General features: G+C 60.7%; 12 protein-coding genes. 6 read left to right on the top strand and 6 right to left on the bottom strand.

Annotated features, from left to right (window positions below; all coding sequences use genetic code 11):
- The first annotated feature begins 43 nt into the window (after positions 1–43).
- Entirely contained in the window at positions 44–883 is an 840-nt protein-coding gene (locus LK539_RS22615) for an alpha/beta fold hydrolase (RefSeq protein ID WP_227803327.1), read from the top strand.
- Positions 884–887: 4 nt separating this feature from the next.
- Here the strand turns inward: LK539_RS22615 and LK539_RS22610 are convergent, their stop codons facing one another.
- Positions 888–1829, bottom strand: coding sequence for a bestrophin family protein (locus tag LK539_RS22610; RefSeq protein WP_227803326.1), 942 nt, complete (start codon positions 1827–1829; stop codon positions 888–890).
- 113 nt (positions 1830–1942) lie between these two features.
- On the opposite strand from LK539_RS22610, the gene hpaR reads away from it, so the two are divergent.
- Positions 1943–2410 carry a homoprotocatechuate degradation operon regulator HpaR gene (gene hpaR, locus LK539_RS22605; RefSeq protein ID WP_227803325.1) on the top strand — a complete coding sequence of 156 codons (468 nt, stop codon included), beginning with the start codon at positions 1943–1945 and terminating at the stop codon, positions 2408–2410.
- Between the two features lie 110 nt (positions 2411–2520).
- On the opposite strand, the gene LK539_RS22600 is transcribed toward hpaR, so the two are convergent.
- From LK539_RS22600 to LK539_RS22580, 5 genes are all read right to left on the bottom strand, one after another.
- Positions 2521–2973 (bottom strand): hypothetical protein, encoded by a 453-nt coding sequence (locus LK539_RS22600; protein ID WP_227803324.1) that lies wholly within the window; start codon positions 2971–2973, stop codon positions 2521–2523.
- A gap of 73 nt (positions 2974–3046) precedes the next feature.
- The gene (gene sodC / locus LK539_RS22595) at positions 3047–3568 is read right to left on the bottom strand and encodes a superoxide dismutase family protein (RefSeq protein WP_227803323.1); all 522 of its coding nucleotides are present in this window, start codon (positions 3566–3568) and stop codon (positions 3047–3049) included.
- Between the two features lie 104 nt (positions 3569–3672).
- Entirely contained in the window at positions 3673–4272 is a 600-nt protein-coding gene (locus LK539_RS22590; protein WP_227803322.1) for a PEP-CTERM sorting domain-containing protein, read from the bottom strand.
- 82 nt (positions 4273–4354) lie between these two features.
- Positions 4355–5344, bottom strand: coding sequence for a hypothetical protein (locus LK539_RS22585; protein ID WP_227803321.1), 990 nt, complete (start codon positions 5342–5344; stop codon positions 4355–4357).
- Between the two features lie 65 nt (positions 5345–5409).
- A complete protein-coding gene (locus LK539_RS22580) occupies positions 5410–8169 on the bottom strand; it encodes a GAF domain-containing protein (RefSeq protein WP_227803320.1) in 2760 nt (919 codons plus the stop codon).
- A 247-nt stretch (positions 8170–8416) separates the two neighbouring features.
- Here LK539_RS22580 and LK539_RS22575 point away from each other — a divergent pair, with 247 nt between their 5' ends.
- The 4 genes from LK539_RS22575 (at position 8417) to LK539_RS22560 (ending at position 11865) form a co-directional block, all read left to right on the top strand.
- A complete protein-coding gene (locus tag LK539_RS22575) occupies positions 8417–8776 on the top strand; it encodes a hypothetical protein (RefSeq protein WP_227803319.1) in 360 nt (119 codons plus the stop codon).
- A gap of 487 nt (positions 8777–9263) precedes the next feature.
- A complete protein-coding gene (locus tag LK539_RS22570; protein WP_227803318.1) occupies positions 9264–9995 on the top strand; it encodes a hypothetical protein in 732 nt (243 codons plus the stop codon).
- A gap of 76 nt (positions 9996–10071) precedes the next feature.
- The gene (locus LK539_RS22565; RefSeq protein WP_227803317.1) at positions 10072–10875 is read left to right on the top strand and encodes a hypothetical protein; all 804 of its coding nucleotides are present in this window, start codon (positions 10072–10074) and stop codon (positions 10873–10875) included.
- Positions 10876–10995: 120 nt separating this feature from the next.
- Positions 10996–11865, top strand: a complete 870-nt coding sequence (locus LK539_RS22560; protein WP_227803316.1) for a TIR domain-containing protein — start codon at positions 10996–10998, stop codon at positions 11863–11865.
- Positions 11866–11945: the final 80 nt, after the last annotated feature.

Here is an 11945-nt window from a genome sequence, read left to right as displayed (position 1 = left end):
TCACCGCCGGATGGGCGCCTGCCCTTCCGGCACGGGAGCGAGCATGCAGGAAGGGGACCTGGCCCTGGACGACGGGCGCACGCTGCACTTTTATGACCAGGGGCCGTGCACAGGCGCGGAACTGGCCGTGTTCTGGCTGCATGGCACGCCCAACATTGGTCCGCCGCCGGCGCCGCTGTTCGACGATGCGGTGCGGCTGAACATCCGTTGGATCGGCTACGACCGCCCCGGTTACGGCGGCTCGAGCGAGCGCCCCGGGCGCGACGTGGCCTCGGCCGCCCACGATGTGGCGCGCATCGCGGACCGGCTCGGAATCGCACGCTTCGCCGTGATGGGACATTCCGGCGGCGGCCCGCATGCGCTGGCCTGCGCCGCCCTGCTCCCGGAACGCGTGCTGGCGGCGGTCTGCGTCGCCGGTCTTGCACCCTTTGATGCCAATGACCTCGACTGGTTCGCCGGCATGCGTCCGGCGGCCGAAGCGGGCCTGCGCGCCGCCCTCGCAGGCCGCGCGGCCAAGACCGCCTACGAGTCCTCCAATCCCGAGTTCGATGCCGCCATGTTCATCGACGCCGACTGGGCCACCCTGTCCGGGCCCTGGTCCTGGTTCGACAGCGTGGTCGGCCCAGCCACGGCCAAGGGACCTGCCGGACTGGTCGACGACGATATCGCTTATGTGACACCCTGGGGCTTCGACTGCGCGCAGCTGACGCAGCCGGTGCTCTTGCTGCACGGCGAGCAAGACCGCATCGCGCCAATCGGGCATGCCGAATGGCTGGCCCGGCATTGCTCCTCGGCCGAGCTGTGGCGCCGCGAGGGCGACGGCCATATCTCCGTGCTTGCCGCAGCGCCTCAAGCGCTGGACTGGCTGAGCGCGCGGTCCTAGTTTCTCAGGTCAGGCAGTAATCGACCGGCGCCAGCGGCGGCGGCAGGTCGTCGTCCCCAAGCGCGGCGCGCATCTCGATCTCGATCGCACGGCAGATCGCGTTCAGGGGCAGGTCGTTGTGCTCCAGCCCGAACGGTTCTTCCAGTTCGTCGCCGAGGGCGTCGAGGCCGAAGAAGGTGTAGGCCACGATGGCCACCACGAGCGGCGTCATGAAGCCGATGGTGTCGACCAGGCCGAAGGGCAGCAGGAAGCAGTAGAGGTAGGCCGTGCGGTGCAGCAGCAGCGTGTAGGAGAACGGGATCGGGGTACTCTTGATGCGCTCGCAGGCGGCGGCGCTGGCCGTCATCGCCGACAGGGTGGTGTCGATGTTCGCGGCCAGGCAGGCCTCGATGCGCCCCTCCTTGAGGCCGAGGCGCAGGTCCTGGCCCATGCGCTGCATCAGGTAGTCGGGCTTGTTCGGGGCCCGCTGCATTGCCTCGCGCTCCGCCGGGAGCAGGAGCCCAGTCAGTGCGGGGTCAGGCGGCAGGCCGCGCAGCGCATCGCGCAGGGCGTGGCAGAAGGCGCCGGCGCGCAGGACCATGCGCACCCGCAGGTCCTGCATGCCGTTGCGGATGTGGGCGGTATCGGGACCGTCGATCAGGCTGAGGCACTGGCGCGCCAGGCTGCGGCTGTGCAGCAGCAGCGCGCCCCACAGCTTGCGTCCTTCCCAGAAGCGGTCGTAGGCCGAGTTGTTGCGAAAGCCGAGGAAGATCGCGAGCGGCAGGCCGATCAGGGTGAAGGGAATGGGAGTAAGCGTGATCTTGACGTCGCCCAGGGCGCCATGCAGCCAGGTGACCAGGCTGGCGATCGCGACATTGACGATCAGCGAAGGCAGGATCCGGGGGAGGATCGAACCGCGCAGCAGCAGGAACAGCTTGAGGCCGGATGGCCTGTCTCGGATAATCACGATCTTTGCCGCACAATAGAGTCAGCGAACACCGATATTCGCTAATACGTTCGTAAGTTAATCACTAATATGTTAGCCAGTCAAGCTCGCTGGCCCGATGATTGGAGTTCACCTTGGCCCGCCGTATCACCCACCGTAACCTGCCGCAGCAGCTTTTGAAAGCGCGCGACGCGCTGATGTCGCATTTCCGTCCGGTGCTGAACCACTTCGGCGTGACCGAGCAGCAATGGCGTATCCTGCGCGCGCTGGACGAGCACGGCCAGCTCGAGCCGCGCGAGTTGTGCGAGCTGTGCCAGATCCTGAGCCCGAGCATGGCCGGGGTGCTGGCGCGCATGGAAGAGATCGGACTGGTGCGGCGCGAACGGGTGGCGGTCGACGCGCGCCGGGTGATGGTCAGCCTGGCGCCGCGTGGCGACGGGCTGTTCGACGAGATCGCGCCGCTGATCGAGCGCCAGTACCGGCTGATGGAGAAGGCGTGGGGCAAGCGCGTGGTCGACGACCTGACCCACGCGCTGGAGGGATTCATCGCGGCCCAGGCAACGCCGGTACCGCAGGTGGAGTTGCCCGCTCGCGACGCGTAGGGTGGGCGGATTCCGCCCACGCGGGGATAGGTGGCAACAAGATCATCTGGTACGAAAGCGGAGCAGTTACCGATCACCGCGTGGGCGGAGAACCCGCCCACCCTACCGATTCAGTCCAACCAGGACAGGCTCGGCCAGGGCCACAGGGCACGTACCGCGCGCTGTCGCCAGGTGCGTGCGGCGGGCTGGCTGCCCAGGCGGCGCGTCCAGCCCAACAGGGCCAGGCCCGCGCCGAACAGGGTCAGCGACAGCGGCTCGGACAGCGGGGCTGGCTCGAGCGGCGCCTCGGCGGACTGCTCCACGCCTTCCTGCGCTGGAATCGCCTCGATCGGCCCGAGGGGGTATTCGTTGGCCGTGGCGATGTGCTCGTCGTGGAAAAAATAATCCAGGCCGGCGCGCAGGATCTCGGCACCGGCGGCATCCTGGATGTCGAGCACCAGGTCGCCGTTCTGGTAGGTGAAAGCCTGCACCGGTTCGAGCTTGGGAGCGGCCGGCTCGGCGGCGGCGCTGGAAGCCAGCGCCGCGCCGCTGTGGCATGCGAGAAGCAGTAAAGCTACTGCCATCAGGGAGTGAAATTTCATTTCGTTTTTCGCTTATTCTTGAAATTTTATTTCATCCCTGATCAGCCAGGGATGGCTACTGGATGACGCCGCAGGCGATGCGCCCGCCCCCGCCGCCCAGTGGCGCCGGGTGGTCGGCGTGGTTGTCGCCGCCGGCATGGACCATCAGGGCCTTGCCCTTGACGTCCGCCATTTTCAGGCGCGGCGCCAGCACCGGATTGGTGGCGGCGCCCTTGTCGTCCACCGTCAGCGCCGGCAGGTCGCCGAGGTGGCCCTCGCCCCAGGGCAGACCGTGCTTGCCGGTCTTGGCGGGATCGAGGTGACCGCCGGCCGCGCCCGCGGGTACCGGCTTGCCGTCCTTCTGGTTCGGGCCGCAGCTGCCGTTTTCATGCACGTGGAAGCCGTGCAGGCCGGGCGGCAGCTTGCTGAGGTCCGGGGTGAACACGAGGCCATGCTTGGTTTCGCTGATGGTCACGGTGCCCACGTCCGTCCCTTCTCCCTTCTCGGTCGCCATCTTCATGGTGACCTTCATGTCGGCAGCACTGGCAGCGGCGCAGCCCAGGCCAAGAACGGCGGCGCACATCCATCGAATGTTCATGACAATCCTCCTTGGGATTCCGGTTGAGATGATATAAAGCCCGGCAAGTGTATTCCATCCCCTTGGATGGGGGATGTTCCGGAGAGCCGCCGGGCCGATCTCTCTCAGGCCGCGCGGCGGCGGCGCAGGAAGCCTGCCAGGCCCAGGCCGAGGCCCATCAGCGCCAGCGAGCCCGGTTCCGGGAGCTCCGGCGCAATGGTGTCACCAAGCAGGCGGATCGCATCGATCTCTTCCCAGCTCGCGCTGTGGTTGGTGTTGACGTAGACCTTCAGGCCACTCACCAGGTAAGGGGTGGTCGCCCAGGCGACGCTGAAGTCGAAGGGCACGTTCGCAGTGCTGGTGTCGACGCCGCTCCAGACCTTGTGCAGGTTGCCGAGGGTGTCGATGGCGTCGATCTGGTAGACGAAGCCGTTGTGGTAGGTTTCGCGGATGGTGGCGCCGTTCGCATAGACGGCGGTATCGAAGCCGACCGAAATCCACTCCTGGCCACTGTTCTGGGTGGCAGGCGCCCATGCGGTGCCATGGTCGCCGTACTGGAAGGTGTCCGGGGCGCCGAGCACCTGGATCGCATTCCAGCTCGCGTTATCCGGCACGTATTCGGAACTGAAGCCCTTGAGGGTGCTCGCGTACTGGTGCACCGGGACGGCGCCGGCCGAGGCGGCTGCAGCCAGCAGCACGGCGGCGATCAGGGAATGCAGTTTCATGGCGGTTTCTCTCATGTTTGATCAGGCAAACATGATAAAAATTGAAACACATGCATTCCACCCCCTCCGGTGGGGGAAGCGCTTACATGCGCGAGATGCTTGGGCGCAGGATGGCCAGCAGTCCCGCTTCCGAGGTGCAGCCGAACTTCTCGTAAACCGCCTTGACGCAGTCGCGCAGCACGGCGTCGCTGACGTCCATGCGGCTGCGCGCGGCTTCGCGTCCGCCCCCAAGCCCCATCCAGAACGCCACTTCCATCTGCTGCGGCGACAGCTCGACGCTCCCCAGCGCGCGCCAGATCCGCAGCGGCATGGGCACCACGAATTTCAGGAAGATGCCGACGGTGCGGCTGTGGATGGCGTCATAGGACCCGGCGCTCATCCACTGCGCGCGCGCTTCCAGCACGCCGCCGGCCAGTTCGAGGGTTCCGGCCGGCAGGCGCCAGGGATAACGCTCGCCATAGACTACCGACTCCACCAGGCGCAGGCAGAACGGCGGCAGCGTACGGCGGTCGAACACCTGCTGCTCCTGCGAGGCCAGCTGGTCGAGCAGCGCGCCGGCCGAATCGCTCAGGAACAGGATGTCGCCATTGGTGGTGGCCAGCAGCATGGCCTCGTCCTCGATCACGCCAGACAGGCCGTTGCCGGCACTGGCCGCGTTGCGCAGCGCGTGGTCGAAGTAGTTGGCGACGCGGCCCAGGTCTTCCTCGTCGTCGGTGTCGAAGGCCGGACCGCTGTCGCGCAGCAGGGTCAGGGTGCCGAGCGGGTTCGATGCGGGCCCCAGGCGCGCCTCGAGCACGTGGGCCGCGCGCGCCCGCGCCTCCGCGGGCAGGACGCCGAAGTCCACCGAGTCGCCATAGAAGTAGCCGTTCGGCGGCGGCAGCACGCCGAGCACATTCGCCTCCTGCACGTCTTCCGGCGACTGCTGCGCGAGCAGGTACAGCTGGGACGCGCTGTTCGGAATCAGCTCGCGCACCAGCTCCAGCGCATCGGGAATGAGGGTCATCAGGTGCAGGCCGCCAGAACACAGGATGCGCAGGCGGGCCCACTGGCGACTGTTCTTTTTACGGGACACAGCGGAGTACAGATGTCAGGGATATAACAATAGTGCTGAGTTCCAGCAACAAAGTCAACCTGGAATCAACTTACGCCTGCAATATCTGGTTCCTGTGCGGTGGGCGTCGAACTCGGATGACACTGCGGCAGCTGGGCCAGGATGTCGACGAGCGCCCGGAATTCCACCGGCTTGACCAGGTGGTGGTCGAAGCCCGCCTGCTTCGACAAATCGCGGTCGCGCGCCTGGCCGTAGCCGGTGAGCGCGATGAAGCTGGCCTTCGGATGCTCGCGCCGCAGGCGCCGCGCCAGCTCGTAGCCGGTCATGTCGGGCAGGCCGATGTCGAGGATGAAGGCGTGGGTGCCCGCGATCTCGGTGGACGCCAGGGTGCGCATCGCGCCGTCGAACACGTGGACGGTGTGGCCCTGCTCGCGCAGCAGCACCGCCAGCGACTGGGCCGCATCGACGTTGTCGTCGACGATGGTGATGGTGCACGCCACCACCGGCCGGGCCGGCGCATTGCGGCGCAGCGGAGACGGCGCCACCGCGCCGTCGGCCTCGGTGGCCAGCGGCAGCAGCACCGAGACCGAAGCGCCAAGGTTAGGGCCGTCGCTGTGCGCTTCCACCTGGCCGCCATGCATCTGGACGATGGTCTTCACCAGCGCCAGGCCAATCCCGAGGCCGCCCTGCGAGCGGTCCGGAGTCCGTTCAGCCTGGGTGAACAGGTCGAACACGTGCGGCAGCAGCTTGGCGTCCATGCCGGCGCCGTTGTCGATCACGGTCATGCGCGCCTGCTCAGGACCTGCCTCCAGGCGCAGGATGATCTTGCCGCCGGCCGGCGTGTACTTGGCGGCGTTGTTCAGCAGGTTGACCAGCACCTGCACCAGGCGCGTGCGGTCGCCCACTACCGCCACCTGACGCGTGGGCATCTCCACGCTCAAAGCGTGGTTCTTGGCCTCGATGTGCGGGCGCGCCTGCTCGACGGCCGAGCGCAGCACAGAGGTGAGTTCCAGGGTTTCGGTTTCCAGCTTCACCAGGCCGCGGGTCACGCGCGAGACGTCCAGCAGGTCGTCCACCAGTTCCGTCATGTGGCGCACCTGGCGCGAGATGATGTTGCCGGCCTTTAGGCGCAGGTTCTCGTCCACGGTCGGCATCTTGAGCAGCTGGGCCGCATTGGTGATCGGCGCCAGCGGATTGCGCAGCTCGTGCGCGAGCATGGCGAGGAACTCGTCCTTCATCTTGCTGTGGCGCTCGGCCTCGGCGCGCGCGGCGCGTTCGCTGGCCAGGATGCCTTCGCGTTCCTTGGCGGCGCGCTGCGCCAGCTCGTACAGGCGCGCGTTGTCGATGGCGACCGCGGCCTGCGACACGAAGCCGGAGATCAGCCCCTCGGTGCGCTCGTCGAACATCTTCGGCTGCGAGTGGCCGAAGAACAAGCCGCCCAGCACCTCGCCCGAGCGCGACGAGACCGACGCGGCCAGGTAGCTGCGCACCGGCAGATGCCCTTTAGGCATGCCATGGTGCGGGCCCATGCGTCCGTAACGCGGATCCTTGGTGATGTCGTCGCTGCGGACCGGCGGCCCGCCTTCGAAGGTAGGTGCGAAGACGGCCGTGGGACGCGGGTGGCCCAGCTTTTCGAAGGCTTCGCGCGGGGCGCCGCTCAGGGTGTAGAGCAGGTAGGCGTCGCCGTTGGCGTCCTTGCCGTTGTAGAAGAAGGAGCCGAATTCGGCGCCAGTCAGTTCAGTGGCGGCGTCGGTCACTGCCTGCAGCAGGGTGTCGATGTCGAGCGTGGAGGCGAGCACGCTGCCGGCGCGGTTCATCAGCTCGAGCATGCGCGTCTCTTCGCGCAGCGCCTCCTCGGCGCGGATGCGGCGCAGCGCTTCCCAGGTGCGGCGGGCCAGGTCTTCGGCCAGGGTGCGTTCGTCGTCGGTCCAGCGGTAGGGGTGGTCCTTGTACAGGAAGCCGGCGCCGTGCAGGCGGTCGCCGTCCTTCAGCGGAATCACCACCACCGAATGGATGCCCAGCATGATGCAGGGCTTGGCCACGGCCGCGCACTCGGGATCGGTCGAGACGTCGTCGATGCAGATCGTGGTGCCCGCGCGCAGTGCGTCGAGCTGGCTTGGCGATAGCATGTCGACCGGCAGCGTGCCCTGGGCCCCGCCGGTTTCGACGCCGTCCTTCCACTCTTCCTTGACGGTGAAGGTGCGCTTGCCCTCGTCGAGTTCGACGTAGGCGACGTTCGAGTTGGCGAAGTATTCACTGGTGAGGCGAATGGTGGCCTTGAGCATCGGGCCGAATTCGGTTTCGCGGCGCAGGGTGTCGGCCAGTTTGATCTGGTAAGCACGGCGCCGCTCGCCCAGCACGGCCTTGGTGATGTCGGCAAAGGTGACCAGCACGCCCTCGACCTTGCCGGTGTCGCCGTAGATCGGGCTGTACGAATAGCTGAAGTAGCAGGTCTCGTAGTAGCCGTAGCGGTTGATCGTCAGCGGCAGCCCTTCCGAGCCGAGCGCCTCGCCCTGGCGCACCTGTTGCCACATGGGGCCGATGGTGGGCCAGATCTCGGACCAGGTGACGCGCGAATCGTTGCCGAGGGCGTTGTCCTTCTTGTCGCCGAGGATGGGGACGTAGGCGTCGTTGAAGAACTGGACGTACCCATCGCCCCAGGCGAGATAGGCCGGCAGGCGCAGGTCGAGCACGGTGCGCACGGCGCTTTTCAGGCTTTGCGGCCAGCCTGCCACCGGGCCGACAGCCGTGGTCTCCCAGGGGAAGGCGCGCATCTGGCGCTCCATCTCCGACATGGTAGTCGATGCGCTGGCGGCGTCCGGCGTCGTGTCAAAGGGCCAAGGCATAGTGCTCGGTGGGCAAGAAATGTGGATAGATCGCTAACTCAGCAGCGCATCATAGCAGTCATTACCACGAATGGGCGTACGGATGAGTTAAGTATGCAACATTTGGGTGGGAAAGTGTGACATTACTCATGATGGATAAATTGCTTCTGGGCGCGACGGAATGTCCGTGACTGTCGGGGAGTCGCTCTAGAATGGATTCGTGAGCTGCACGTATTTTCTGCGGCATGTTGCCAGCAAAGGAGTCGTCGTGAACCGTTCTGCCCTCTTCCTCGTCCTCTTCGGCCTGATCGCGACGCCTCTGGCGCATGCCGACGAGCCTTCTGTCTGCAAATCGGTGTGCACGTCCGAAAAGGAGCAGTGCACGGTGCGGGCGCGCAAGCTCACCGAACTCGACAAGTTGCCGACGCCGGAAGAAAAGAATCCGTTTGCGCAGACCGCGGAGCGTGCAGGACAGCTTCCGTCGGTGTCTGGGCACGCGACGGAGCGACTGGCTGCGCAGCGGCGCAACCGTGAGCGGACGGATGCCTGCGATGCCACCTACAAACGTTGTACGAATTCGTGTGCACCTATTGCTCTTGGAACCGAACATGCCGCAGCAGTTAACTGAAGCAAGCGACTTGCGTTGTCAATCAAGTTGGACTCAGGGGCTCGAAATAGAACGATTTAGAGTTGAACGCTCAGCCGAATGGCGAGCTTGAAAGGCCGGCTTCGCCGAAGCTCGTTTTCCGCAACAGTATGGTAAGCGCCACTTCTTAGTCACTATGCAGCCTGCCTGAACAAACTGCTCGTCCACATCCTTAGCCCGTCAGATCTTGTCCTTTAATGAGACGTCGACGTGTTGTCGACCTCCTTCCTTCTTCTTTCTGTAAAAAAAATTTCCAATGGTTTCAAATCAGCAATAGAATTGTTCTGTTTCCAGTACTCACTTAACGAAAATGAAAAAAAATCAAATATCCATCCATTTCGACGGCCCCATTGCCAAGAATCATGCTGTCCAGCTTCGCACGTTCACTCGTACTCTAGGCCACATCCAGACCGCAATCGACAGAGCATATTTGGATTTAAAGTACGATGGGATTTGGAAAAATGCTCGGATGACCACCGAAGATTATGAGCCAACTGATTTTTTGGTACTCCAAACGCGGGAAGGCGGCTTCATCTCGGATCTTGTAGGAGACGCTCAATCAAATAAGATTATTGAGCGAATTAATGATGCAGTCGCACCAGCGTACGAAGAGGCGCAGGCTCCTAGCACAGACGATAAGGTCAATCTGGTTGAGGAGGCTGAACGCCGGCGAAAGCACTATAAAGCGGGCGCCCAAGAACCGATTTCGTATGAAAAAATGGTAGAAACGCCTGATGCAAGGCTAACTCGTGCTTACGGGGACCGGTCTATCGCAAAGGAATTCGATCAAATCGCATCGGCCATTCGAGCCAGACAAAATGACGGCAGCCTTGTTGAGATCGATTTTCACCCTGGTCGAGCATTACCTACTTTTGTCTTTGATTATCATACTTCAGTTTCATTTCATAAGATCGTTTCAACGCGCACCCTAGGCGACCCGGTAGAGATTCCAATTACCCTGCGAGCGCTAGACTCAGGCGGGGGAATTATTTCAAAAGCAAAAGCTCACAATCTTATATCGGGAAAAGAATTTAATCTTTTCATTCACACTGAAAGAGGCTTCAGCAGCCTTCGGAAATATCTCAGCAAGCGAGCTCCAAAACCTTTCAAAATCGTCGCTTGCCCTGTACTAGAATATGGCGCATACGACTTAGATGCCGGAGATATGTACTTTATTGCAATTTCCAAGGAGTCTGAATGAATGAGTTGTAAATCTTATGATTAGGATATGAACAACGACCTGCTATAAGCAGCTAAGAAAGTTTAAGGAATAGATTATGCAGATACCAGACGCTGCAATTGGATCAATCGTTGCAGCAGCAATTGCCGGGTTAGTAGTATTTATTTCGACTGTCCTTACCAAGGAGCAAAAAACCTCGGAATTCCGGCAAGTATGGATTGACGAGCTGCGAAAAGACGTTTCTCATTATATTGCCAGTACGATCGAGATTGCCACGTTATATAGCTACAAGAAGAAAAAAGGAGATAACGATCTAAAATTTCTTGAGGATAATCTAAAAGTAATACAAGAACTTCAAGCGATCGAATATCGAATTTTATTACGCCTCAACCCTAAAGAGCATGGCAATCTTATTTCTAAACTCAAGGATTTTAGAACAGATATCCTTGCACTAGATCCTGCTAATGCGTCAAGTAAAAAAATGGAAGCTACGCTGACCGACGCGTTAACTCAAGACTGCAAAGATATTTTAAAGTCTGAGTGGGAACGAGTAAAAAAAGGTGAACCGGCGTTTAGGATAGTTAAGTTCGCTGCCATAATAATCGCAGGAATCTTAGGACTGCTATCAATTTTTTATATGTTGTCTGGATCGGTGGCCCCCGCAGCATCTTCCGAGAAAGCGACGGCTAAACTGGCAGCATCGGTCGAGGCGACCTGCGATAACTTGGCACCAGCGAATACAAACAACCAAACAGTCCAGCTTTTCCTCGAAACTCCCAAATCCAATTTCGCCCCACCATCAGGTTCCAACAAAGTCTTACCGAAGCCCAAGCAAAATGATCGTACACCACTCCAGTCTGTCACTAGAAACTGCGAGTCTAAAATTAGTGATTCAAAATAAGTCGCTACATCTCTGAAATGATGCATCAATCAACTTCACGCTAGCACTGCCAGCACTTAGCGAATTCGACTCAGGGCTTAGAATACGCCAGCCGTCGTGCAAATAGCTTAAGGAATCGAAATGTCAAATCGACCAAAAGTATTTATCGCCTCATCGCGAGAAGGCCTGTCTGAAGCAAAAGCGATAAACGCGAATCTTGATCATTCTACAATTCCGACGTTATGGCCGAATGGTACGTTTGTTCTCGGATCCCATTCATTGGAAAGCTTGACGCAAAAATCTTCCGAGGTCGATTTTGCCGTTTTTGTTTTTACCCCAGATGATATTGCTGAGATAAGGGGGAAAACAGAGCATATAGTGCGGGACAACGTACTTTTCGAGCTGGGTCTTTTTATCGGCGCGCTCGGAAAGGACCGCTGCTTCATTGTTCAGCCGCGGGGAGTAGATCTCCATTTTCCGTCAGATTTGCTTGGCATTACTACTGCAGATTATGCTGTAGATAGAGGCGATGGCGATTTGAGTTCAGCTTTAAATTTTGCATGCACGAAAATCGAGGCTGAAGTTAACCGTCTAGGGCCAATACGCACTAGCGGTGCTGGTGCAACCCAGAAGCCGACGCGCGCGAAGCTGCCGAATTATCAAATAAACCCAATGGACATACGATTGCTTGCAGTAACTGCCTCCAGCCAAGTGTCCAGTCCAGAAGGTCTGACGCATTGGCAAATTTCGAATGAGATGACTGGGACAACCGCGAATGTTATTAATATTTGCGCGTTGAAACTTTTGCGGCTAGGCTTTATTGAGAGAACTGTCCGAGAGGATAGGGATGGCGAACCCTACTATGCAATCTCAATCACCGACGCTGGCATTGATATTCTTCTGCAAAATGAGTCCGAACTCAAAGATGATGTTGGAATCTCGCCTATATCATCCAAAATTCGAAAACGAATGCCAAATTTTGCTAACATGGACGACGACATTCCTTTTTAAGTCGGAAATTTTGTTTCTTCGATTAGTAAGACCATAGTGATTTGGCAAAAAAAAACGGCACCCCTCAGGGTGCCGTCTTC

This window comes from Massilia sp. IC2-476 (assembly GCF_020707295.1).
GTDB lineage: Bacteria > Pseudomonadota > Gammaproteobacteria > Burkholderiales > Burkholderiaceae_D > Telluria.
The sequence above is the reverse complement of the archived record's forward strand: the minus strand, read 5'-3'. Positions and strand labels throughout refer to the sequence as shown.